The sequence below is a fragment of the Microcystis flos-aquae FACHB-1344 genome, from assembly GCF_014698375.1.
Taxonomy (GTDB): domain Bacteria; phylum Cyanobacteriota; class Cyanobacteriia; order Cyanobacteriales; family Microcystaceae; genus Microcystis; species Microcystis aeruginosa.
The window spans coordinates 1-22,988 of sequence record NZ_JACJSW010000164.1; the positions used below are offsets into that span (position 1 = coordinate 1).

The window sequence follows — 22,988 nt, forward strand, 5'->3', positions numbered from 1 at the left end:
TGTCAACATATCAGCTATGTACACTGGTTTAGGAAAATTGTCTATTCAATCTGAAAAATGGCGTTCTGGGGTTGTCATGTTCTTAAATGTAAAGTTTTGTTACGAGATTCAACATTTCTGCTGCACGACTACTTAGTACAAACGCTTACGGGGGCGATAATTAGCCACGGATTCCACTAAACCCAAGGCGATAAAATTGGTTAATAAAGATGAACGTCCATAACTTAACCAAGGTAGAGGAATCCCTGTAATCGGGGCTAATCCCACGGTCATGCTAATATTAAGAATTGCCTGAAAAGCGATCATCGAGAGAACACCGATCGCTATTAAAGAACCAAAGTTTTCTTTAGCAGTATTAGCAATGACTAACAAACGCCAACAAACTAACCAGAAAGCTATTAAAACTAGAATACTGCCGACAAAACCGAATTCTTCCCCGACTACGGAGAAGATAAAGTCCGTGTGTTGTTCGGGAATAAAATTTAATTGGGTTTGGGTGCCTTGGTGTAATCCCCGTCCCAATAATTCTCCCGATCCGATGGCAATGCGGGATTGAATTAATTGATAACCTCCCCCCAAAGGATTCTTTTCTGGGTCAAGAAATAGGGTTAAACGATCTTTTTGATATTCTTTTAATAAACCCCAAAAAACCTCGCCTAATTTACCCACTGCCAGATTAGTTGCCACCACGATGAAGGTGGATAAAAAACGGTAGGGAAGGGTAAACCAAGCAAGTACACCGATGATAATTGCTAAAACAATCCAAGCAGGAAAAAGTAAATTAAACAGAAAAACCGATGCGAGGGGAGATAAGAGGATAATCATCCAAGGCAGTTTCGCATTAGCCCAGTAAATCATGCCTAGGGTAATTGCCCCAAAGACTAATCCCGTCCCCAGGTCCGGCTGCGCCATAATTAACACCCAGGGGATGGCAGTGACGACAAAGACACGAGCGATCGCAAAAAGATTATCGGCGGGACGATGATGTAGGAGGGCTGCTAGGGTGATAATTAAACCTACCTTGGCAAATTCCGACGGTTGCACGTTAAAACTGCCGATATTAATCCAACTTTGCGCCCCATTCGCCGTCACCCCCAGGACAATTACCGCAATTAGGGAGAGATTAGTGAGAAGATAGGTTAACCAGTGCCATTTCAACAGACTTTCGTAACGACAACGGGCTAGAAATAAAGCGATCGCCACTCCCACGCATCCGAATAACCAGTGTTGCCACCAATCGAGAGCAGTGGTATGTCTTTCGGCACTACGAATCATTAAACCACCGAAAACGGTTAAACCCGTCACTAAAACGAACAAAAGCCAATCAATTTGGGCTATATCACGGAAAATGAAGCTAAACTGCTCACTAAAACCCCTTAGTTTCCTACTAACAAGGGACTGTCTTCTCACCATTTCTCTCCCCAAATTTATTAACTATAGGCTGCCACGGATACTTTCGCCGCCACCTGACGAGCGATCGCTATCAGGGCTTTAGCTGAGGCCGATTCCGGTTGCCCCAAAACCACTGGTACACCAGTATCACCGCCCTCCCGGAGGGATATCTCCAGAGGCACACATCCCAGTAAAGGAATGCCCAATTCTTGCGAGGTTTTTTCCCCACCACCGGACCCAAATAGATCATAGGAGCGATCGGGCTGATCGGGAGGGATAAAATAACTCATATTTTCCACGATACCCAAAACCCGCGCCCCTAGCTGTTGGAACATTTTTAAACCCCGACGCGCATCAATTAAAGAAACCGTCTGGGGAGTGGTGACAATCACCGCACCCGCTAGGGGGACCGATTGAATTAAAGTCAATTGTGCATCCCCGGTACCGGGAGGCATATCGACGATTAAATAGTCTAAATCGCCCCAATTGACTTGATAGAGAAACTGACGGATAATGCCGTTTAACATCGGACCGCGCCAGATGACCGGTTGATCGGGGTTGATCAAAAAGCCCATGGAAACCATTTTGATGCCATGGTTAAAAGCGGGTTCCAATATCTCGCCATTTGCGCCCTGTACGGTCACTTGTGCGTCATTTAAGCCCAACATTGTTGGGGCGTTGGGGCCGTAGATGTCCGCGTCTAATAGCCCCACTTTTGCCCCTAAATGAGCCAAGGCGACGGCGATATTGACAGCCACGGTACTTTTTCCCACACCGCCCTTACCACTGGAAACGGCGATAATATTTTTAACCCCCTCCACACCTTGGCGATCGGGTAAAGCTTTTTGTTGCGGGGTTTCGGCAGTTACGTCCACAGCGACACTTTCCACCCCGGGCAGCTGTTTAACGGCTTTTTGGCAGTCTTCCACGATAAATTCGCGCAAAGGACAGGCGGGAGTGGTCAAAACTAGGGTAAAGCTAACTTTTCCGCCATCGATCGCCACATTGCGGATCATGTTCAATTCCACTAGGCTTTTTTGCAGTTCCGGATCTTGAACGGGACGTAATACTTCTAAAATCGATGCGGTATCAAGGGGCATGGTTTCAGTGTCTCTAGTTAAGTATTGTTCTTATGGTTATTTATCTTAACCTTGATGCCGGCACAGTTATCAGTGGGGAGTGGGGAGTGGGGAGTTTTTTGCTGTGAACAGTGAACAGTAATCAGTGAACTGAAAACTCACATCTGTTCAATGATAACTGATAACTGATAACTGATAACTGATAACCCCCATTCCCCAATTCCCCCTATATCTCTATATCTCTAGATTACGGTAATAGGATCGCCGACTTTAATTGTACCTGTCTTTTCGGGGATGACATTTTCTCCGAACATGATGCCCCCGGGGAAACGGCGAAAAGTGCTTAAGGTTTTTAAAGGTTCCTGTTGGGGATTTCTCCTACCTGTTTCTTGATCGGTGGTGGTGATAATACAGCGACTACAGGGTTTAACTAGGGCATAATTTATCTCTCCAATTGTGATCTTTTGCCAACTACTTTCGCTAAAAGCTCGATCGCTACTAATAACAATATTAGGACGAAAACGATTCATCGGCACTGGTGCAACTAAACGCCGATTTAAGTCCTCTAAAGAAGCAGTATTAGTTAATAAAATTGGATAACCATCGGCAAAGCTGACGGGAGTATGATCATTCCCCGCATAGCGAGGATTTGCGGGACGTGGATAATCGGGAGATTGTCGCACTAAACGACAAGGAATGTCGAGAATTTTCTCGAACCATTCGGCGATTTCATCCCCTTGATCTATGGCTATGGTTTGAGATTCCCAGATTTGAACCGCTCTTTTTTCTCCTGTGAAATTAGGCTGAAAAGTCAGGGAATCTTGAGATGTTTTCAGAGAAAAATTATCTCCTGTCATCGTGATAGAAACGGTGGCTAATTGCGGATATTCCCTTTGAGTGATAAATTTACCCTTGCCATCCACTAACATCATTTCTCGATCCCAGAGTAAACCTTTAGGAGTCACTTCAGCTTGGGATAATTGAATACCTCGACAGGATTTAATCGGGTAGATATAGAGATCAGTAACCTGCATTTTCTTTCAGTAGTTCTACATATTTTTTAGCCACATCTTCCCACGTCCAGAGATTAATTTTATTGGGAATATCTTCGGGTAACAAGCGAGGAATTGGATTGAGGATAAATTGTTCTAAACAGTTGGCTAAACTGTCCGCATCTCCCCTGGGATAGAATTGAACCCTTTCAGGACAATTATATAATTCTACCTGTTCTTGAAACACTTCTAAATCGGAAGCAATAACGGGAATACCTTGTAAAATTGCTTCTGCTATTGCCAATCCAAAACCTTCGTATTTTGAGGGAAATACCACAGAGGAACAGGTTTGATAATAAAATTGTAAGGTTTCATAGTCTTGATAACCTAATCCCTTGATATGACTCTGGAAAATTTCTTGATTTTCCCGATAAAGTCGGGTACATTCTTTGAGATAATCTTGGTATTCTTGGGTTTTGGACTGTTGAGACAATTGCAGATTTCCATTAACTAGATTATCGGTTTCTTTCCCGATAAAAACTATTTGAAATTTTAAACCTTTTTTCGCTAGTGTAATTGCTGCCTTGAGCAAAGTCAGATGATCTTTGTAGATACCAAAAGAGGAGGGAAAATAGAATGTAACTAGCTCACTTTTGACTAAATCAATCTTGGGATTAGACTGATCGATAAATCCGGCTAAGGGTACAGCTTTTAACTTACTAGCATAGGTAGCATTGGGAAAAACTTTTAAAACATCGTCTTTAGTTTTTTGGGAGATTGTGAACAGTAGATCGGCCCTATCTAACCATTCTTTTAAGACTTCATTGTAGGGTTCTTGATAGGATTCTGAGTAAGTTAAGGGAGCAAATTCCCAAAAGACATCATAAATAATGCCACTTAAAGTAACGTTAACATTGGGGGGAGAAATCCGATTAGTCATCCCATACAAACAGTGATCAGCTTGGTAACGCTTGATAATCTGATTAATTCTTGCTTCGATGCGTAAAAGTTCAATTCTACGAGAGAAAAGACGATGAATAGAATTCAGTCTTAGGGTTTTGTAAAAATTCGCTAGAAGACCATAAAAATAGATTAATTTTGTTTCAGAACTCTGGGGGTAAAAATTAAAATCTTCGTAGATAAGTTTATCGGAATCGTGCATTAAAGACTTAAAATATTCAATGTCATTAGGAGGGAGGACGATAATAATTTGTTCGACGTATTCTAATAAGCTAGGTATTAAAGAGATAATGACTCTTTCTACTCCTCCTTTGCGATAAAACACGATCGGGATGACAATTTTCATAGATTTCCTTGTCGATAGCTGGCAATAAAAAGATTGATTTTTGACTTGAACCCATTATATGATAGGCTCGAATTGTTCTACTGAGTCGAGAAATCGAGTTAAATTCGATAAACTAAGACTCTATCACCCATCGCCCCTATTTTCCCTCGATCTTGGAGAAAAAGAGTGTCACAAGCTACTCCATCCCTACAATCTAATCTCAAACAATGGCTACGGTCCAGCGCACCTTCCCTATTGCAAATTAAACAGCGTTTGAGCGCCCGTCGTTGGCCGAAAAAATCGATCGTTATTTACACAGAAAAATATCGTCCCATGCTTCCGGCGGAAATTTGGCAACGGGGGGCCAGTGGTACCCAGGCATCGGTGGCTTTTTTAGCGCAGGAATGGACGAAACGCGGCTATAAAGTGACGATTTTTGGCAATTGTGAGGGTATGGAAGGGGAAGAGGACGGTATTCGCTATGTTAATTATTACCAGATGAATTGGCAGGATCGCTTTGAGACATTGGTGATCTCTCGTCATCCCACCTATTGCCGTCCCGGTACCAAGGCAGAACGAATTTTTTTTGATTGGCAAGATATTAAAGTGCCGGCAGCCTCCTATACCCCCGAAATTTTGGCTAGATACGACAAAATTTTCTGTAAAAGCCAATATCAAAGAGATTTACTGGATTTCTGCCCCGATCATCAATGTCCGATTGTTCCTAATGGTATCGATACTTCCCTTTTGGCTGTAAGCGAGACGGTGCCAGAAAGTGAGTATCTTCCCTATCGTCTAGTCTATGCCTCTCGTTATTATCGCGGACTAGAGTCGATGTTAAAGCATGGCTGGCCGATGATCAAGGCGGCAATTCCCGCAGCCGAGTTACATCTCTACTATGGTTTTACTAAACGGGATGAAATTGGCGATCGCAAGGAATGGCGGGATAAATTAATGGCTTTGATTAAAGCTAGTGCGGGGGTAGTTGATCGCGGAATGATCGGTTATCGTCAACTAATCGAGGAAAAAGCGCGCTCTGCTATTCATTACTACGGTTGCACCTATCGTGAGATCGATTGTATTTCTGTGCGCGAGTCGGCAGTGGTGGGTTGTCTGCCAGTGGTGACGGATTTTGCCGTTTTTCGAGAAAAAGACTACTGTGTGAAAGTAGCGGGGGAAGTAACCGATCCGGCTACTCAGGAAGCTATAGCCTGGAAAATTGTCGAATTACTGAAAAATCCCCAGCTTTTAGCCCAAGAGCGCGAAAGATGTCGTCAAATTGCCCTAACTGACACTTGGGAGCGATCGGCTGCCGCTTGGTTAGATGTGATTGAAAAGGAGTCTCCCAGTCAGTAGATTGTTTACTTAGGGTATGCTGAAAAAGTAGGGGCGAAGCATTCGGATAGAAAATCTACGGTTTCAGCGATAGGTTATTGCCCGAATGCTTCGCCCCTACAGATATTATTTGAAGACCTACCAGGACACCAGCCGCTCAAGATGCAAGGTTTTTGAGCCACTAGCTTGAAAATCTTGCAGCTGCTTCGCCAAACATTCCCTCAAACCCCTTACCTCGTCTATATTTCACATTTATTCAGCCAACCCTACTCAGACTATAAAAGTAACCTTTTCGCTTAATAAGTGCCTAAATTAGGGATTTTAAGAGGAAGTAAGCTCTTGAAATCTCACTTGTGCGGGATATCTATGAGCATTTCCTCTAAAACCCTTGCTACGCTTAGCATTAACTCTTCGCGATCGGGTGCGGCGATGATTTGCAAACCTAACGGTAGTCGGGATGGGCGTTTAATCGGCAACGAAAGGGCAGGTAAACCGATAAAAGAAAAAGGTTGGGTAAATCTGCCTAAATTAGGTCTAATTAATAGCTCTTGCCCGTCAATAATCATTTTTTCTACTCCTAACGGTGGTGCAATACAGGGAATTGTCGGGGTGAGGATAATATCGACTTCGGTGAAGATCTCTCGCAAACGATCGCGATACCAACGGCGAAAACGTTGAGCCTGTAAATACCAGCTAGAGGGAATTAATGCCCCCGCCAAGAAGCGATCCCGGGTTGCGGGGTCAAAATCCTCTAATCTGGTCTGTAAACGCGGTAAATGCCAATTTGCGCCCTCGGAAGCGGTAATTATATAGGCGGCTGCCCTGGCGCGGACGGTTTCGGGAATGGTGATTTTTTTGGTAACTCCTAAACGTTCGGCGATCGCTGTCACCGCCTCGATTACTTCCGGTTCGGCTCCCTGCTGAAAATAATCATCGGCAAGGGCTATTTTTACGCCCTCTAAGCCATTTAAAGAAGCTTTAAGGTTATTTTTGGCAAAAAGACTCCAAATAGCCGCCATATCCGCCACATTGGCGGTAAAAAATCCCAGATGATCCAAACTATTAACGAACAAAAATAGGCCCTGACGGGATACGCGCCCAAAGGTGGGTTTTAGCCCCACCACGCCACAGCAAGCGGCGGGAACCCTCACGGAACCATTAGTGTCGGAACCGAGGGCGAGAGGGACTAAATTAGCGGCAACGGCAGCGGCGGAACCGCCGGAGGCTCCCCCCGAGACGCGACTAGGATCGCGGGGGTTGGGAGTGGCTCCATAATGGGCATTTTCGGTGACAAAACCGTAGGCGTACTCATCCATATTGGTCGCCCCCACCAAAACCGCCCCGGCTGCTTCTAGGGTTTGTATAGCGATCGCATCTTGTCCGGCGGCAGGGTGATCTCGATTGATTTTGGAGCCGGCAAGGGTGACAATACCCTCGATATCAAAGAGATTTTTGACGGCGAAGGGGACTCCTGCTAAGACACCGACGGATTCCCCATTAGCGATCGCTTGATCGATTTTTTGGGCTTGAGCGAGCGCCCTAGGCTGTAAAATGTCGGTAAAGCAATTTAAATGGCGATTTTTCGCCTCTATCTCCGCCAAAGTCTGGCTAATAACTTCTAAGGCTCTAGTTTGACGATTTTGGATCGATCGAGCTAAATTGCACACAGAAATAGTCATGGTTCAAAGCTGAGGGCGCTTTCCCCGTCATCCTCTAAGGGAAATTCTGTCACTAAACTGGCGATTTCTTGCAAGCGTTGCCAGTTTTCAACCACAGAATTTAAATAGCGATCGGGAATGGTTAAATCTAGGATTTTCGCCATGATTATAACGTATTCTTCTGGGTTATTCATAGATTTCGTTCTGGTTGGGGTGAAGGAGATAAAGAGTTGCTTGAAAGCAGCGCTCAGGAATAAAATCGACACCTAGTTAAGCTGTGAAAATTGCTAGGATATAAGAGAAAATCTCCTGTAAATACAATAGCTATCCCTAGGGAGGAAGTATAACTTGAATTTGTTCTTGACCACCGACTCCCTAGGATCATAACCTTAGATATGATCCTAGAACTGTATATTGAGATATTTTCCCCTCCTTCACCTCCGGATTAAATTAAACTTATAAGTAGGGAGGCACAATTATTTGTAGGATGGGTTAGCAGTAGCGTAACCCATGCGGGCGTTGGGTTTCATTCTTCAACCCAACCTACGTTCTGATAACTGATAACTGATACCTGATAACTGATAACTGAAATGACCATCTTACAAGACGAAAAACTCCTCTTTACTCCCGCAATACCCCACAGTGATGCCCTTAGAACTATTTTTGCCTTTCCTAATCAGTATTCTGTGGGTATAACCAGTTTAGGTTATCAAATTGTTTGGGCAACTTTAGCCCTGCGATCGGATATACAAGTTAGTCGTTTATTTACGGATTTTCAAGAATCTTTACCCCGTTATCCCGAATTAGTCGGCTTTTCCTTTTCTTGGGAATTAGACTATGTTAATATCCTCTCGCTGTTAGAATCTTTAGAAATTCCTTGCCACAGTCATCAACGGCAAGATCGGCAAGCGATAATTTTTGGAGGGGGACCAGTTTTAACTGCTAATCCCGAACCTTTTGCCGCTTTTTTTGATGTAATTTTATTGGGAGATGGTGAAAATTTAATTGCCGATTTTATTAATGCCTATCAAGAGGTGAGAAACGCCGATCGACCGACCAAACTCCGTCATTTGGCCCAGGTTCCGGGGGTGTATGTTCCTAGTTTATATACCGTTAATTATGATAGTTCTGAAGGTGAAATTACAGCAATTCTACCCATAGATAATAATGTTCCTACCTTTGTTAGTAAACAAACCTATCGCAGTAATACCCTTTCTGCTTCTACGGTGGTAACAAAACAAGCGGCATGGGAGAATATTTATATGGTAGAGGTGGTGCGAAGTTGTCCAGAAATGTGCCGTTTTTGTTTAGCTAGTTATCTAACTTTACCCTTTCGTACCGCTAGTTTAGAATCTTTAATCCCTGCCATTGAAAAAGGTTTAAAAGTGACCGATCGCCTGGGTTTATTAGGTGCTTCCGTCAGTCAACATCCCGAATTTGACACCTTACTCGATTATCTTTTTCAACCAAAATTTGAGGGAGTTAGACTCTCGATTGCTTCAGTTAGAACTAATACCGTCACGGAAAAATTAGCTAGAATTTTATCCCAAAGAGACACCAAATCAATTACTATTGCCGTAGAAAGTGGTTCCGATCGCTTGCGGGAAATTATCAACAAAAAGTTAGCCAATGATGAAATTATCCAAGCTGCTATTAATGCCAAAGCTGGCGGTTTAAAAGGGATAAAACTCTATGGTATGGTGGGAATACCGGGAGAAGAAACTGAAGATATTGGGGCAACTGTGGAAATGTTAATAGCCTTAAAAAAAGCCGCCTCTGGACTGCGAATCTCTTTCGGTTGCAGCACCTTTGTGCCTAAATCCCATACTCCTTTTCAGTGGTTTGGCGTTAATAAAATGGCCGAAAAAAGATTAAAATATCTAGAGAAACAATTAGGTAAACAGGGCATAGAATTTCGACCAGAAAGTTATAATTGGTCAGTGATTCAAGCTTTATTATCTAGAGGCGATCGCCGCTTAACTTCCCTGTTAGAATTAACCCGTGGCTACGGTGATTCTTTAGGCAGTTATAAACGGGCTTTTAAGGAACTAAAAGGACAAATTCCCCCTCTAGATTATTACGTCCATCAGCAATGGCGTTTAGAACAGGTTTTACCCTGGAGTCATTTACACGGTCCTTTATCCTCGAATGTTTTAATAAAACATTTTGAACAATCCCAAACAAAAAGGTAAAATATGGCTAATAAGCTAAGACACATTTAAACAATGTCTTGACTATCAGACCCCAAATGAGGTATTCTATCAAGGTAGATCGGATAGTGGTGCAATTCAGAATTGAATTGGTGTTTTTATTAACTATCAATCTCGATTAAACCATTAATTTAATCTTAGTTGATCAGCCCATGAGCCAGAAAAATGATACAGTTACCCTGCTTTTATCCCTGCTGATTACCCTATTATTTTTTGGGGTAGGTAGTTGGTGGTTATACAATCGTTTTCAAGGAAAAAATAACCCAATCAATCGTTCTGAAATCGAGAAAATATCACCAGAGCAAAAATCGGTATCGGCACAAGCAAAATTTAGTCAAGGGGAAAACTTATTAATAGTTGACGGGGCTTCTTCTGACAAACAAGCTGCTATACAGGCCCTCGGAAAAGGAGACTTTCAGCAAGCAGTTTACCTCCTAGAAAAATCCCTGCGAGCTAATCAAAATGATCCGGAAGCTCTCATCTACTTAAATAACGCCCGTATTGGTGAAGCTAAGTCCTATACTATCGCCGTTTCCGTGCCAATTGGGAGCGATGTCAACACTGCCCTAGAAGTTTTACGAGGAGTCGCCCAATCTCAAAATCAAATCAATCAAGCTGGGGGAATTAATGGCATTCCTTTAAAAGTTCTCATTGCTGATGATGCTGATAGTCCCGAAATTGCCGCTCAAATTGCCCAAAAATTAACGGCTGACAACAGCATTTTAGGAGTAGTAGGACACACTAGCAGTGACACCTCTTTAGCGGCGGCCGCTATCTATCAAAAAGCAGGATTAGTAATGATTTCCCCCATCAGTACCTCAGTTAAACTCTCCAATTTTGGTGACTATATCTTTCGTTCTGTTCCCAGTGATTTTGTGGCGGCACGGGCATTAGCCGAATCCAGCTTGCAAAAAATTCCTAACGTCAAGGCAGTGGTATTTTTTAACTCCCAAAGTAATTATAGTCAATCCCTAAAATCTGAATTTATCACCGCTTTAGGATTAGGAGGAGGTCAAGCGGTGAGTGAATTTGATCTATCTTCCCTCACTTTTACCCCTTCTAAAAGCCTCCAACAAGCTCAACAGGAGGGAGCAAATCTAATCGCCCTTCTTGGGGATAGTGGTACCCTAGATAAGGCTTTGCAGGTGGTTCAAATCAATGGTCAAAAATTACCGATTGTGGCGGGTGATGACGTTTATAGCCCCAAAACTCTGGATCTAGGCCGAAAAAATGCCCTTGGCATGATTGTCGCTGTCGCTTGGCATTTAGGGGCTAATCCGAACAGTACTTTTGTGAATAATTCCCGCCAATTGTGGCAAGGAGACGTAAATTGGCGCACTGCCACCGCCTATGACGCTACCCAGGCTTTAATCGCTGGAATTAAGGCAGAATCTAGCCGAGAGGGAGTTCAACAGGCGTTAAGAAGCAGTGATTTTTCTGTGCCTGGGGCGACTAATCCCGTGCGATTTTTACCCTCTGGCGATCGCAATCAATCCGTGCAATTAGTGGTAGTTCAACCCGGTTCTCGTTCTAGTTTTGGGGTGGATTTTGTGCCAATTTCTCGATAAAATGACAACTAAATCAAGATGACTTATATGTTAGAAACTCCCCCCAAATATTCTGTTCTTGGTTTACCAGTTCATCTCCTCGATAACTACAGTCGTTGGCTAATTGATCGCCTCTATCAAGGTTTTGGTTCCCACGTTGTCACTCTCAATGCAGAAATGGCAATGTTAGGGGAAAATGATGCTAAAGTAGCCCAAGTTATTCGGGAAGCAGATTTAGTTATTCCCGACGGCGCGGGGATTGTTATTTACTTAAAATTAAGGGGCAGAAAACAAACCCGCTGCCCCGGTATTGAACTATCAGAATCCTTAATTACTGAGTTAGGAATGCAGGGAGAGAGTTTTCCTATTGCTTTTTTTGGTGGTCAACCGGGGATTACGGAAAAAGCGGCAAGTAATTGGCAAAAAAAGATACCTAATATCCGTATTCTGTCTAACCACGGTTATCTATCCTCCCAGGAAATGTCCGATTGGATCGAGGTATTAAAAGATCAACAACCGCGGTTAATTTTAGTTGGTTTAGGAGTACCCCGACAAGAATATTGGATTAGGGAACATCGCCATCTCTGTCCCCAAGCTATCTGGGTAGGTGTGGGGGGTAGTTTTGATATCTGGTCTGGGACAAAAATCCGCGCCCCTCGCTTTTTCTGTGACAATAATTTAGAGTGGTTGTATCGACTCTATCAGGAACCTTGGCGTTGGAAAAGAATGTTAGCTTTACCTAAATTTTTCTGGCGCTCTCTTTTTTATTCCTAGTAATAGTTATTATAAATTCTTTTCGATAAAGGCAATCACTCGCTCTAATCCTTCCCGTGTTTTCAAGTTGGTGAAGATAAAGGGTTTATCCCCGCGCATTTTTTTTGCATCTCTATCCATCACTCCTAAATCTGCCCCCACCATCGGGGCTAAATCTATTTTATTAATTACCAATAAATCCGATTTGGTGATACCTGGTCCTCCTTTGCGAGGGATTTTATCTCCGGCTGCCACGTCAATCACATAGATGGTTAAATCTACTAATTCGGGGCTAAAGGTTGCCGCTAAATTATCACCACCACTTTCCAGAAAAATTAGCTTTAAGTTAGTAAATTTTCTCTCTAACTGTTCAATGGCAACTAAGTTAATTGAGGCATCTTCGCGAATAGCTGTATGGGGACATCCTCCCGTTTCTACTCCTAAAATTCTTTCCGGAGCTAAAGCTTGCGATCGCACTAAAAATTGGGCATCTTCTTGAGTATAAATGTCATTGGTGACTACGGCGATCGGATATTGATCCCGCAAATTTTTACACAGGGCATCGAGCAGGGCTGTTTTTCCTGAACCCACCGGACCGGCAATTCCCACGCGCAAGCAAGACATAGTTTTTTCGGGAAAAAGTGACAAGGAAAGGGTTAAAAATTTTGGAGCTATCGGATAGAAAAAAGAGGGGTTCGCAGGGCGACACGGATTCCCATTATAATAAAAGGTTAACACAAATCTGAGAATTTGTCAAGTCTTTTTGTCAATAAATTTGGGGAAATCATCGGCAAAAAGATCACCAAAAGTCAGTGATTTGGTAGCCAAAATCCGTTAACATCTGCCTAAATAGGGGCAAACTTAAACCGATAACATTACTGTGACATCCCTCCAATCTTTCCACGAATAGACCCCCCTTTCCTTCTAGGGCAAAACAGCCAGCACATTTGAGGGGTTCTTCGCTGTCAACATAGGCAATAATTGTTTCATCGCTGATATTGGCAAAGTGAACTTTAGTGATCCCACAACGAGTCAAAGTTCGATTATTAACTCGATCGATTAAAGCATGACCTGTATAGAGTGTACCCACCTGACCGCGCATTTTTTGCCAACGATCGATCGCTTCTGATTTATCCTTGGGTTTGCCATAGACTTCCCCCGCTACTTCTAAGACGGAATCACAACCAAGAATTAATCCTGAATCAAATTGGGGGGCGATCGTTTGTGCTTTACATTGGGCTAAAGTTTGGACAAGATGGAGAGTATCATCAGCATTAATTGTCGATTCATCAAAGTTACTCACCCGCACAATCGGATCGATTCCGACCATTTGTAATAGTTTTTTACGCGCAGGAGAAGCGGAAGCAAGAATCAAGGGAATGGACATAATTTTTAAAGTAAAAAGTCAAAAGGATAAAAGTTAGGTAGGGTGGGTTAGGCAATGGCAAATTATTAGACTTAATTATCAATTTATCTATTTGCCGTAACCCACCATCAGTTATCAGATTTTTAGCTATTTCTGCTAGGAATTGGCAGGATTTTAGGGGGGAAAATAACGATCTAAAATCTCAACCATGCGGGATTGTCTTTCTTCCTTGTCAAATCGATTGTAAAAATCCGACTGAACCTCATAAAAATCCGACCTCGATCGAGTTAATTGTCCTAGCAGTTGATAAAGTCCCCGTCTATCTTTTTCCCATTCTTTTTTAGACTCAGCAAGACTATTAGTTAACGCTTCGATCGATGTGGCGTTAGAATTAGCGATCGCTCTAGTTTCTTTTAATCCCTGATTGGTTTCCTGTAGTCCTAATTTAATCTCCTGTAATCCTAATCTAATCTCCCGTAGTTCTGTTAGGGTATTTTCAGCAAGAGATTCGAGTCTATCTAGTCTATTTTCTTCCGAGTTACTCATATTCATTTACCGGTTATCAGTTATCAGTTATCAGTTATCAGTTACCAGTTATTAGATTTGAGTTTTAGGTGACAGTATTAAATAGAAGTTTCCTACTGTCTTTTCACTGTTTACTGATTACTGATTACTGATTAAGTAAGTATTTTATCTTTAATTGTGACCGGCTACCTAGTTGATGATAGGTGGTGCGTTACGACGGATTTTTACCTTTAAGTCAAAACAGGAATTTTTGCCGTCTAACGCACCCTACATTTTACTATTGCCTATTGCCAGTGGTGCGTTACGACGGATTTTTACCTTTAAGTCAAAACAGGAATTTTTGCCGTCTAACGCACCCTACATTTTACTAGCTAGTTGATGATAGGTGGTGCGTTACGACGGATTGTTAGCTTTAAGTCAAAGCAGGAATTTTTGCCGTCTAACGCACCCTACGTTTTACTATTGCCTATTGCCAGTGGTGCGTTACGACGGATTTTTACCTTGAAGTCAAAACAGGAATTTTTGCCGTCTAACGCACCCTACGTTTTACTATTGCCTGTTGCCAGTTTCCCTAACTAACCGAGAAAGAATCAACGATAGTTTCAAAGAGTTCTTGAATTTGCGTCCAACGTTTTTGGGAAGTGGAAAGATTAAAAGAATAGAGTTTATTATTATTAACCGTGACGCTGGCCAGATTATGACGTTCTTGGCCGTTGGCTAATTTAACTTGATATTCGAGGATATAATAATCTTGACCGTCGATTTGATGGGATTCTGAGCGAATTAATTCTACTTCCTTATCGAGATTGGGGTTAAGACTGTTATTTTTCAGGAGACGATAGCCAACTTCCGAGGGAGTCCCTAAATCTGTTAAGGTTTTATTGTCGGGGACGGGGTTGATAATAACGCTTAAATTTTCGCTCGTTTCGATCAGGTCATGAAAAACCACATCTACTCCTGCAACTTTTTTCACATCCACCTGCGTCCAACCCTTAGGATATAAAAATTGATAGCCTTGGCTGCCACTGGTGTATCCTTGCAGTCCAGCGATGGGAGTTGCACAACCGGTTAAGAGAAGGGTGGTAATTAGGAGGAAAGTCGCCAAAAGAGATTTAATCATGATATTTTGACCTGTAAGTAGGGCTGTTTAATTTTACCTTGAATTGTTTAGGTGAACGGATTATGAAAATTAAGAAAAAATTGACAATTATTATAGCTATAGCGACTTTTTTACTGACTATCTCTCCCCTAAGCGCTCAAACTACCGCTAACCCCGTGAAAGCTGTAGAATTTTATAATCGGGGGGTGGATCGTTTAACCGCAGGGGATTACTCAGGGGCGATCGCTGATTTTACTCAAGCTCTACAATTAGAACCGAAGGATGCCGATGCTTATTATAATCGCGGCTACGCGGAATTAGTTCTCGGCCAGTACGAGCGAGCGATCGCAGATTATACCCAGGCCTTGACAATCAACCCCAATTATGTTAATGCTCTCGGTAATCGTTGTTATGTGCATTATCTGACGAAAAAATACGAGGTAGCGGTGGAAGATTGCACAAAAGCGATCGCTTTAAACGGAAATTTTGCTGATTTCTTTATTTATCGCGGTAATGCTAAGGATGACTTGGGAAGACACCTAGAAGCGATCGAGGATTACACAAAAGCTTTGAGTTTACAGGGAACTAGAGGACAGGATCGCATTTTCTATAATCGCGCCCTGTCCTATAACCGAGCCGGACAGCAGGAAATGGCTTTAAGGGACTATAATGAGAGTCTGAAAATCAATGCTAATTTTGCCGAAGCGTACCACAATCGGGGTTTGACCTATTATAAATTGGGAAACAGGGAAAAAGCGATCGCTGATTTAGAGGAAGCAGCCCGTCTAGCGTTATCTCAGGGTAAACAGGGGACTGCGGCTAAGTCTCAGTCAGCAGTGGCATTAATTCAGGGTCAAAAGCCTTAAAATAGGGAGTAGTTGTGATATTAGCGGTAAAGAGGAGTGAAAGGGGCTAAATCGCAACTACGAGGGACTAAATTTTAGCCAGCTTGAGATGCGTAAAAAGCGACGGCTAACAGTCCACCCACAAGTGTGATCGCAGCAACGCCCCAGACAAGATAATTACGTTGTTGCGATTTAGTCGGGGGAGCCGCTTGATAAACTTTCGGTTCGGCGGCGAAATTATTTAAGCGTCCACCTTCTTCGTTTGTATAAGGCATAATCAAAACCTCAAATATGACAATTTTTCAGGAAAAAAATCCTCTTATTACAATAGTACAACATATTAGCAACCGAGTCGGGGATGTGGTAAATTCTCACGGGGATAACAATTCTTAGTCTTGGGGTAACTGCCGGACTCTGCTATTTTTATTGGCGATCGCATTGCCAAGGATTGCAACTGCGAAAACAAGTTTAAAAAGGCTAATCATACTAAATCCGTTTTTAATACTATAATAATGATCCTTGAATATAAGTATTGCTTCTTTCTTTTTTAAATCTTTTAAATCTCTCTGCAGCTATCTCGCAATAGTCTGGTCGAATTTCAAAACCCACAAAAATTCTTCCTAATCCCAAGGCCGCTATTCCTGTAGAACAAGAACCAGCAAAGGGATCAAGAATTATTTCTACGGGGTTAGATGAAGCTTGTATAATTCTCTCGACAATTGCTAAAGGAAATTGTGCGGGATGTCCAGTTCTTTCCTTAGAACTGCGCGTTTCTCCTGTAGTGACTTTAGGAACTTCCCACACATCAGAAGGATTTTTACCGATCTTCTTTTGATTGGGATACTTAACGTTAGGGTCACGAATATTATCTAAGTTAAAAGTATATTCTTGGCAATTTTTGAGATAAAAAAGCCATTTTTCATTGCGAGGACTAAGACGATTTTTTGTAGAAACACCTGCCCCATATTTCCAGACAATTTCTTGTAAAAGATAAAAGGGAGACTTATCCCAAAGAAGATAGGGAATCGGAACACATAATCCCTTTTCTGGTACTTCTAAATAACCAACATTTAGCCACAAAGCACCGTTATCTTGAGTAATTTGATAAATTTGCCCTAGCCAATTAGCACACCAATCAACATAGTCATTGATTGAAAGAACTCGTTCATATTCTTTGCCAATATTATAAGGTGGTGATGTAACAGTGAGGTCAATTTTTATGTCACTATGAGATAGTTTAGACAAAAAGTCTGTGGCATCTCCTTGATAAAGAATAAAGCCGTTGTCCGAGTAAAAAGGTTGACCAAGATGACTAACCAGAATTTCTTTAAGAGAATTAAATTTGTTGGCTCTATCTTTTTCTAACTCTGGAGAAAATGGCTGTAGTAAGGAGGAAGGAGCAATCTGAGTTGATTGATGATCAACAATTCCCTCTGCTAGATAAGAGTTTTGTTCCTTGCTGGCAATTGGACGAGACTCATCTTCCCTAGACGATAGTTTTTTTTGTTTCCCCTGGGACTCTACAACCATAATCTCAAAGGACAGGTAAGTATTTTGATAGTTTCAATTATGCCCTTATTTTACCAAAATATCACTGGAGTTGTGCTTAATTTAATAACTTTTGTAATCATTCTCCTTCCCTTACCCTGGATGGGGAGGTAGAACCCCACCAAGAGTTAAAGATTGACTGATAAAGCAGCGAGTTTTCCTTGAAAAATCTCAACTGAGTAGATTGATAATTAGGGGATGCACCCGAAAATTATCCCTAAAATGGTGGTAAATAACCCATGGCATTTTTGACTCGATCGAGAGTTTGATTGGCCACCGCTTCTGCTTTGAGACGACCTTGCCGCAAAACTGTGCCTAAATAATCTTTATCATCTCTAATTTCGGTGTATTTTTCCTGAATAGGTTGCAGAGATTCTATGGTGACTTCTGTTAACATCGGTTTAAATTGTCCCCAACCTAACTCGGCACATTCTCCCGCAACCACGTCTTGACTTTTTCCCGATAAAATGCTATAGAGAGTTAATAAATTATGGCATTCCGGACGTTCCGGATCATCGAAAGTTAAACCCTTAACTAGATCGGTTTTACAGCGTTTAATTTTCTTGGCAATGACATCGGGACTATCGAGAATATTAATCCGACTCATCTCGGAAGGATCGGATTTAGACATTTTATTCCGGCCATCGGTTAAACTCATCACCCGCGCTCCTTCCTTGCGGATCATCGGATCAGGCAGTTTTAAAATTGGTTGTTTCGGTTGCCCAAAAAGATGATTAATTCTAACGGCTATATCGCGGGTTAATTCTAAATGTTGTTTTTGATCTTCTCCCACGGGTACTTTATCGGCATCGTAGAGTAGGATATCGGCAGCCATCAGCACGGGATAATCGAGTAAACCCGTGCCAACATTTTCCCCCTGTTTAATCGCTTTTTCTTTAAATTGAATCATATCAGTTAACCAATTTAAAGGGGTGATACAATTCAATAACCAAGTTAATTCTGTATGAGCTTTAACGTGGGATTGGACAAAGATAGTCGCGTATTCTAAATCAATTCCGCAGGCTAAATATAAAGCGGCAATTGCTAAAGTATCCTCCGCAAGAGTGGCGGGATTATGGGGAACGGTGATCGCGTGTAAATCGACCACACAAAAGAAATTATCGTAGTCTTTTTGTCCCTCCACCCAATTGCGGATCGCACCGAGATAATTGCCTAAATGTAAATTGCCGGTTGGTTGCACACCAGATAAGATTCTTTGTTTACCCATAACTCTTGCGATCGCTTTTTTTCATGATTTTATTGTATCAGTTTTTGCCGCTAATTTCATCCTAAATCCAATTGGGAAAAATCATTCTCAGATAATAATCCCGCACTGACAGGGGAATGCCTAAATAAATTGGTAGCCAATGGATAAAAGCAAAAATTATCAAAATTATGAGGTAGCGCGAGCAATTTTTATAAATAGGACTGGAACTTTCTAAACCATCGGCTAAGAGCCAAGCTAGGGCAATCCAAGTGAAGCTATAGGCAGCCATATAATGATAGAGAAAGGTACAGCGACTAATTTTTAACCAAGGCAGCAGATTAGCAATATAGTTACAGATAAGATAGGCGGAAATTACTCGCTCTTTTCGGTTAAATAATCGACTAAAAACTACTAGAATTGCTCCCGTAGAAAACCACCATAAAAACGGATTTCCCATAGCGTGAACATCATAAATTTTATCACCTACTCTCTCAAAATAATAAGCCACAGGTCGCCCCATTACTAACCAACTATACCAGGGAGAACAATAGGGGTGAACATCAGATTGATTACCTTTTATTCTCTGATGAAATGACCAAATTTCTTGATGTACTTGCCAAAAATTATATTGATGGTTGACGAGAAGATGCGGTATCCACAGCAAACTATAGGTGACTAGGGGAAAGACAATTAAGGCGATAAAAATGTCCTCTAATCTCAGGTTAGTTGCCTTTGTCCAAAGATTATCTTTTGACTGCTCTTGCTTCAATAATTTTATTAACCAAGCAATACCGATAAAAATAAATATTCCCAGTAAAAATCCTAAGCCATTCCATTTAATATTTGCCGCTAAACCGAAACAAACCCCCGATAATAATAACCAATTGAGTTTTTGATTTTTCTGGAGCGCTAATAAAAAAAATAATTGTCCAGACAAACCGAATAAAATTAAGTAAATATTATTGAGAGCATAGCGGGATTCCACCAGAAATAATCCGTCTAAACTAGCCAGAAAAGTTGTGATTAAAAATACAGTTTTTCTCTGGGTTAATTGATAAGCAATTGCGCCAATAATTAGGGGAATAAAAGAACCAGTGAAAGCATTTAACCAGCGATAACTAAAAGTTGAGCGCGGGGAACCTGTTAAATTATTAATGGTTTCAGGATCGGCAGGAAAATGGGAACCAATCCAGATACTAATAGCAATTAAATATTGACTTAACGGTGGATGAGACTGGAAAAATTCTTTACCGATTAGATATTCATTGCCGTATTTAGCATAATAAACTTCATCGAAAACAAGAGTATTAAACTGACTGAGATTCCAGAATCTTATCACCAGAGAAAATAAAAATATTGCTAGGATAGATAGGTTAAATTTTACTTGAGAATTCACGGCAAGATAATAGTTATTATAACTAGGAATTTTCTGGTAAACGCGAGCGAAATTCTTTGACAGCAAGACGGGGATTAGGATGGTTGACATATTCGGCTAATAATTCTAAATTTAAATCCGGTAATAAAGCACTTTTAGGGATTAAAATATATTCGCCATTCTCTTGCAAAGAATAGATTTTTAACTGATTATCTTGCCAAAACCAAACCTCTTGAGTTCCCAATCTTTTATAAACTTCCAAGACTTTCAGGCTGCCACTGGTTAAAATTATTTCGATCGCCAAATCAGGAAACTCTTTTTCTGTGAATAAACAAAAACATTCATCTGGTTCTTTTCCCGCTTCTTTTTCCTGTTTTCGCAAAGTGGTGGAACCTAATCCCCAGAAATCAATTTCAGCATATTCTAAATAAACTTCTACCAATCTACCGATATTTTTTTTGCTAACTTCGTGACGACGACTAGGAGCCATAATTTCTACCATTCCATCTAAGTAAGTAATGCGATAACTGGAACTATCTTCTAAATGTTTTAAGAGGGTTTCGTACTGTTGCCAATTCACCCCAGAAATAAAGATTCTTTGTTCAGGATCATTAGCTTTTAACTCGAAACCTTCTAATCCTTGTAACCGAATCGTAGTCATCATAAAATTAATTACCTCATCTATTTTACTTAATTACTCAGGAAGACTTATTTTGATTTCTTCTGGTCTGAATTTTAGCGCGTAAAATCCTAACTTTATAGGGATCAGCATCTTTTCGCCACAGGATCTGATGGCCCTTGATTGTAGCACAATGATCCTCTAAACATTTTTGCCAACCCTGTAAACGTTCGATCGCTTTTCGATCTTCTAACAATCCCCAATCCTTTTCTAATTTAGTTAAGCGAAGCAATTTATCATAGTTAGGATAATCCGCCGTTACTAAAAGCTCTTTTTCGTGTAGAATTGGCGGATTAGGACTATCCCGATAATCCCGAAAACTAAAATCAGCCGAACCTAAATATACATCCATGCTAGTGGCTAAAATCGGATGTATTTCTGTATCAAAATTGGGGTAATAGAGATAGGAAATTTTGGGTTGACGAAAGGATAAACGAATAACATTAGCATTTTCTAACCGTCCGATAGTTTGACTAGCACAACCTTCATATAAGCGTAATAACATCGGTAATTTTTCCAGAATGCTAATATGAATAGTTAGGGAATAACGGGAAAGTTTGCCTAAAGAACTATTTTCACAAGTACAAGCGATCGCTGGCAGATTTCCCGCACTTATTAACACTTCTTCTGCTAAAGCGCAAGCATTGCGATAACTGCCAAATAAAGCTTTAAAATCGGCACGGGTAGCGGGAGATAATTCCCGTACTTTCGGACAGTGGCTAAATTGACTTAAAGCTAAATAAAGTAAAAGATCGGCGCGTCTTTTATCGGCAATTATCTCCCATTCTTCCGCTTCTGTTACTTGTAAAATCACTTGAAAAGCTCGTCTAAAAGTGCCAAATTCTGCCTTAATTTCTTCCTCTTGTAATAATTCTCCCGCGACGGGTAAACGTCCCTGCTGGGTGTAAAATTCCATCAGGGGAGTCAATAAATCTTCGTAATCTTCAAAGCATTTGAGATGGGTTTTAATTTTAGGAGTGGTAGCGCGGGAACGCCATCTGGATAAACGAAAAGCTTCCGCTTTTTCTTCCTCTCGAAAAACTAGATAAACTCCCAAAGTTATCGGAATAGAATCAACCCCCAAAGTGCTATCAATATACTGTTTTAGTTCTTCCTGTTGATAGTATTTTTGAAAAGTATTACGACGGGTTATAATTCCATCTTCATAAGCCATTAAACCCCGTTCGCTATCATCAATTAGGATCTGTGCCGAAACAATTAAAACTTGACGGGTTAGTTGCCAAGCTTTTAATAAGGCTTCCTGCCGTTCTTCGGCGGATTCAATAACATTAATTACATAGCCTAAATTAACAATATCAGATTCAATTAAAGGACTATCGGGACGATAATAAGGATCCCAACCTTCACTTTGATAACCCTGTTCGGCTATGCGTTCTATATCACCTCCATAACCACAACCGTAATCAAAAAAAGTGGTTTCAGGAAGGAATAATCCCGCCGCTAATGCTAATCTTGTCGGACGAGAAAGGGTTTTGCGAACAAGAGCGGCTTTGTGGCGATCAATTATTATCGATTTTTCCTTTTTTCCCTCTAGATTACAAACTAAATAATCTCCTGCAAAATCAAGGTTATGCTTTCTTAAAAGCCGTTGCCATTCCTGTTTAGTACCGATGGGATAAGAACTGTTTAAAAGTCCTAAAGCACTCTCGATTTTTGTGAGATGCTCGAATTCTTGATAAAGGGGATAGTCCCTAGTAACAAAAGTTTCTTTTCGGTGTAAAATGGGCGGATTATCGGCATTTTGATAATTCCATTCACTTAAGATTAATGTCCCCATATCTACCACTAAACTTTTAGTTAAAGCTGGGTGAGGTTCCCGATCAAAATCGGGATAAAAAAGATAGGATATTTTCGGTTTATCGGTGCTAAATTTAATTATTGTTGCCTCGGATAAATGCTGATTAATTCTTGCTTTTTGTTCGTAATTCTGGAGGATAGGATCCAGTTGATGTAATGCTTCTCGATGAACATAAAGCGCCCCCGGTAATAGTTTACCGATGGGACTAACTTGACACAGTTGCACGATTACGGCGAAATTCTCAGCCATGGCAATTAATCTGTCTAATCACAAA

23 protein-coding genes are annotated in these 22,988 nt (G+C 41.2%); 7 read left to right on the forward strand and 16 right to left on the reverse strand.

The features are described from left to right. Positions 1-132: 132 nt before the first annotated feature. The 4 genes from rodA to H6G48_RS15290 all read right to left on the reverse strand — a co-directional run bounded on the left by rodA (position 133) and on the right by H6G48_RS15290 (position 4,769). The gene (gene rodA, locus H6G48_RS15275) at positions 133-1,413 is read right to left on the reverse strand and encodes a rod shape-determining protein RodA (protein ID WP_190722385.1); all 1,281 of its coding nucleotides are present in this window, start codon (positions 1,411-1,413) and stop codon (positions 133-135) included. Positions 1,414-1,430: 17 nt separating this feature from the next. Further along, positions 1,431-2,492 carry an Mrp/NBP35 family ATP-binding protein gene (locus tag H6G48_RS15280; protein WP_002740457.1) on the reverse strand — a complete coding sequence of 354 codons (1,062 nt, stop codon included), beginning with the start codon at positions 2,490-2,492 and terminating at the stop codon, positions 1,431-1,433. Positions 2,493-2,713: 221 nt separating this feature from the next. After that, positions 2,714-3,505, reverse strand: a complete 792-nt coding sequence (locus H6G48_RS15285; protein WP_190722386.1) for an MOSC domain-containing protein — start codon at positions 3,503-3,505, stop codon at positions 2,714-2,716. Further along, positions 3,492-4,769 (reverse strand): glycosyltransferase, encoded by a 1,278-nt coding sequence (locus H6G48_RS15290; protein ID WP_190722387.1) that lies wholly within the window; start codon positions 4,767-4,769, stop codon positions 3,492-3,494. Before H6G48_RS15290 ends, H6G48_RS15285 begins: the two co-directional genes overlap by 14 nt. A 165-nt stretch (positions 4,770-4,934) precedes the next feature. On the opposite strand from H6G48_RS15290, the gene H6G48_RS15295 reads away from it, so the two are divergent. Then, entirely contained in the window at positions 4,935-6,104 is a 1,170-nt protein-coding gene (locus tag H6G48_RS15295; RefSeq protein ID WP_190722388.1) for a glycosyltransferase family protein, read from the forward strand. 326 nt (positions 6,105-6,430) lie between these two features. Here H6G48_RS15295 and H6G48_RS15300 read toward each other — a convergent pair whose 3' ends face one another. Together H6G48_RS15300 and H6G48_RS15305 are read right to left on the reverse strand one after the other, a co-directional pair. Continuing rightward, entirely contained in the window at positions 6,431-7,762 is a 1,332-nt protein-coding gene (locus H6G48_RS15300) for an AtzE family amidohydrolase (RefSeq protein WP_190722389.1), read from the reverse strand. Beyond that, positions 7,759-7,935, reverse strand: coding sequence for a DUF4089 domain-containing protein (locus H6G48_RS15305; RefSeq protein WP_002740449.1), 177 nt, complete (start codon positions 7,933-7,935; stop codon positions 7,759-7,761). The genes H6G48_RS15300 and H6G48_RS15305 overlap by 4 nt, the downstream gene beginning before the upstream one ends. Before the next feature lie 396 nt (positions 7,936-8,331). Here H6G48_RS15305 and H6G48_RS15310 point away from each other — a divergent pair, with 396 nt between their 5' ends. From H6G48_RS15310 to H6G48_RS15320, 3 genes are all read left to right on the forward strand, one after another. After that, a complete protein-coding gene (locus tag H6G48_RS15310; protein WP_190722390.1) occupies positions 8,332-9,933 on the forward strand; it encodes a B12-binding domain-containing radical SAM protein in 1,602 nt (533 codons plus the stop codon). Positions 9,934-10,103: 170 nt separating this feature from the next. After that, on the forward strand, positions 10,104-11,519 hold the full coding sequence (locus H6G48_RS15315) for an ABC transporter substrate-binding protein (protein ID WP_190722391.1): 1,416 nt from the start codon (positions 10,104-10,106) through the stop codon (positions 11,517-11,519). A gap of 27 nt (positions 11,520-11,546) precedes the next feature. Next, on the forward strand, positions 11,547-12,272 hold the full coding sequence (locus H6G48_RS15320) for a WecB/TagA/CpsF family glycosyltransferase (protein ID WP_190722409.1): 726 nt from the start codon (positions 11,547-11,549) through the stop codon (positions 12,270-12,272). A 9-nt stretch (positions 12,273-12,281) separates the two neighbouring features. Here H6G48_RS15320 and ureG read toward each other — a convergent pair whose 3' ends face one another. From ureG to H6G48_RS15335, 3 genes are all read right to left on the reverse strand, one after another. Continuing rightward, on the reverse strand, positions 12,282-12,875 hold the full coding sequence (gene ureG / locus H6G48_RS15325) for an urease accessory protein UreG (RefSeq protein ID WP_190722392.1): 594 nt from the start codon (positions 12,873-12,875) through the stop codon (positions 12,282-12,284). A gap of 175 nt (positions 12,876-13,050) precedes the next feature. Then, positions 13,051-13,638: a Maf family protein gene (locus H6G48_RS15330; protein ID WP_190722393.1), complete on the reverse strand. Its 588-nt coding sequence runs from the start codon at positions 13,636-13,638 to the stop codon at positions 13,051-13,053. 153 nt (positions 13,639-13,791) lie between these two features. Next, entirely contained in the window at positions 13,792-14,163 is a 372-nt protein-coding gene (locus tag H6G48_RS15335) for a hypothetical protein (protein WP_190722394.1), read from the reverse strand. A gap of 175 nt (positions 14,164-14,338) precedes the next feature. On the opposite strand from H6G48_RS15335, the gene H6G48_RS15340 reads away from it, so the two are divergent. Next, positions 14,339-14,521, forward strand: a complete 183-nt coding sequence (locus H6G48_RS15340; protein ID WP_190722412.1) for a hypothetical protein — start codon at positions 14,339-14,341, stop codon at positions 14,519-14,521. Next, complete coding sequence (locus tag H6G48_RS15345; RefSeq protein ID WP_190722413.1) at positions 14,521-14,721, forward strand: hypothetical protein; 201 nt, start codon at positions 14,521-14,523, stop codon at positions 14,719-14,721. Before H6G48_RS15340 ends, H6G48_RS15345 begins: the two co-directional genes overlap by 1 nt. Here the strand turns inward: H6G48_RS15345 and psbP are convergent. Then, a complete protein-coding gene (gene psbP / locus H6G48_RS15350; RefSeq protein WP_190358493.1) occupies positions 14,714-15,262 on the reverse strand; it encodes a photosystem II reaction center PsbP in 549 nt (182 codons plus the stop codon). The two genes, H6G48_RS15345 and psbP, sit on opposite strands and share 8 nt — an antisense overlap. A gap of 62 nt (positions 15,263-15,324) precedes the next feature. On the opposite strand from psbP, the gene H6G48_RS15355 reads away from it, so the two are divergent. Continuing rightward, on the forward strand, positions 15,325-16,107 hold the full coding sequence (locus H6G48_RS15355) for a tetratricopeptide repeat protein (protein WP_190722395.1): 783 nt from the start codon (positions 15,325-15,327) through the stop codon (positions 16,105-16,107). Between the two features lie 74 nt (positions 16,108-16,181). Here H6G48_RS15355 and psb34 read toward each other — a convergent pair whose 3' ends face one another. The 6 genes from psb34 to H6G48_RS15385 form a co-directional block, all read right to left on the reverse strand. Further along, a complete protein-coding gene (gene psb34 / locus H6G48_RS15360) occupies positions 16,182-16,361 on the reverse strand; it encodes a photosystem II assembly protein Psb34 (protein WP_002759001.1) in 180 nt (59 codons plus the stop codon). A 229-nt stretch (positions 16,362-16,590) separates the two neighbouring features. Then, a complete protein-coding gene (locus H6G48_RS15365) occupies positions 16,591-17,616 on the reverse strand; it encodes a DNA-methyltransferase (protein ID WP_190722396.1) in 1,026 nt (341 codons plus the stop codon). Between the two features lie 235 nt (positions 17,617-17,851). Then, a complete protein-coding gene (gene trpS / locus H6G48_RS15370; RefSeq protein WP_002759008.1) occupies positions 17,852-18,862 on the reverse strand; it encodes a tryptophan--tRNA ligase in 1,011 nt (336 codons plus the stop codon). A 61-nt stretch (positions 18,863-18,923) separates the two neighbouring features. Beyond that, complete coding sequence (locus H6G48_RS15375; protein WP_190722410.1) at positions 18,924-20,237, reverse strand: dolichyl-phosphate-mannose--protein mannosyltransferase; 1,314 nt, start codon at positions 20,235-20,237, stop codon at positions 18,924-18,926. A 22-nt stretch (positions 20,238-20,259) separates the two neighbouring features. Further along, positions 20,260-20,880, reverse strand: coding sequence for a Uma2 family endonuclease (locus H6G48_RS15380; RefSeq protein ID WP_190722397.1), 621 nt, complete (start codon positions 20,878-20,880; stop codon positions 20,260-20,262). 34 nt (positions 20,881-20,914) lie between these two features. After that, the gene (locus H6G48_RS15385) at positions 20,915-22,963 is read right to left on the reverse strand and encodes a DNA phosphorothioation-associated putative methyltransferase (RefSeq protein WP_190722398.1); all 2,049 of its coding nucleotides are present in this window, start codon (positions 22,961-22,963) and stop codon (positions 20,915-20,917) included. Positions 22,964-22,988 lie beyond the last annotated feature (25 nt).

Excerpts from the sequence above, each read along its gene's own strand:
- H6G48_RS15335 (WP_190722394.1), bottom strand. The coding sequence starts at position 14,163 with ATGAGTAACTCGGAAGAAAATAGACTAGATAGACTCGAATCTCTTGCT.
- H6G48_RS15345 (WP_190722413.1), top strand. The coding sequence starts at position 14,521 with ATGATAGGTGGTGCGTTACGACGGATTGTTAGCTTTAAGTCAAAGCAG.
- H6G48_RS15290 (WP_190722387.1), bottom strand. The coding sequence starts at position 4,769 with ATGAAAATTGTCATCCCGATCGTGTTTTATCGCAAAGGAGGAGTAGAA.
- H6G48_RS15285 (WP_190722386.1), bottom strand. The coding sequence starts at position 3,505 with ATGCAGGTTACTGATCTCTATATCTACCCGATTAAATCCTGTCGAGGT.
- H6G48_RS15330 (WP_190722393.1), bottom strand. The coding sequence starts at position 13,638 with ATGTCCATTCCCTTGATTCTTGCTTCCGCTTCTCCTGCGCGTAAAAAA.
- rodA (WP_190722385.1), bottom strand. The coding sequence starts at position 1,413 with ATGGTGAGAAGACAGTCCCTTGTTAGTAGGAAACTAAGGGGTTTTAGT.
- H6G48_RS15280 (WP_002740457.1), bottom strand. The coding sequence starts at position 2,492 with ATGCCCCTTGATACCGCATCGATTTTAGAAGTATTACGTCCCGTTCAA.
- H6G48_RS15365 (WP_190722396.1), bottom strand. The coding sequence starts at position 17,616 with ATGGTTGTAGAGTCCCAGGGGAAACAAAAAAAACTATCGTCTAGGGAA.
- H6G48_RS15310 (WP_190722390.1), top strand. The coding sequence starts at position 8,332 with ATGACCATCTTACAAGACGAAAAACTCCTCTTTACTCCCGCAATACCC.
- H6G48_RS15320 (WP_190722409.1), top strand. The coding sequence starts at position 11,547 with ATGTTAGAAACTCCCCCCAAATATTCTGTTCTTGGTTTACCAGTTCAT.
- H6G48_RS15340 (WP_190722412.1), top strand. The coding sequence starts at position 14,339 with ATGATAGGTGGTGCGTTACGACGGATTTTTACCTTTAAGTCAAAACAG.
- psbP (WP_190358493.1), bottom strand. The coding sequence starts at position 15,262 with ATGATTAAATCTCTTTTGGCGACTTTCCTCCTAATTACCACCCTTCTC.
- H6G48_RS15355 (WP_190722395.1), top strand. The coding sequence starts at position 15,325 with ATGAAAATTAAGAAAAAATTGACAATTATTATAGCTATAGCGACTTTT.
- H6G48_RS15315 (WP_190722391.1), top strand. The coding sequence starts at position 10,104 with ATGAGCCAGAAAAATGATACAGTTACCCTGCTTTTATCCCTGCTGATT.
- H6G48_RS15380 (WP_190722397.1), bottom strand. The coding sequence starts at position 20,880 with ATGATGACTACGATTCGGTTACAAGGATTAGAAGGTTTCGAGTTAAAA.
- ureG (WP_190722392.1), bottom strand. The coding sequence starts at position 12,875 with ATGTCTTGCTTGCGCGTGGGAATTGCCGGTCCGGTGGGTTCAGGAAAA.
- H6G48_RS15385 (WP_190722398.1), bottom strand. The coding sequence starts at position 22,963 with ATGGCTGAGAATTTCGCCGTAATCGTGCAACTGTGTCAAGTTAGTCCC.
- H6G48_RS15300 (WP_190722389.1), bottom strand. The coding sequence starts at position 7,762 with ATGACTATTTCTGTGTGCAATTTAGCTCGATCGATCCAAAATCGTCAA.
- H6G48_RS15305 (WP_002740449.1), bottom strand. The coding sequence starts at position 7,935 with ATGAATAACCCAGAAGAATACGTTATAATCATGGCGAAAATCCTAGAT.
- psb34 (WP_002759001.1), bottom strand. The coding sequence starts at position 16,361 with ATGCCTTATACAAACGAAGAAGGTGGACGCTTAAATAATTTCGCCGCC.
- trpS (WP_002759008.1), bottom strand. The coding sequence starts at position 18,862 with ATGGGTAAACAAAGAATCTTATCTGGTGTGCAACCAACCGGCAATTTA.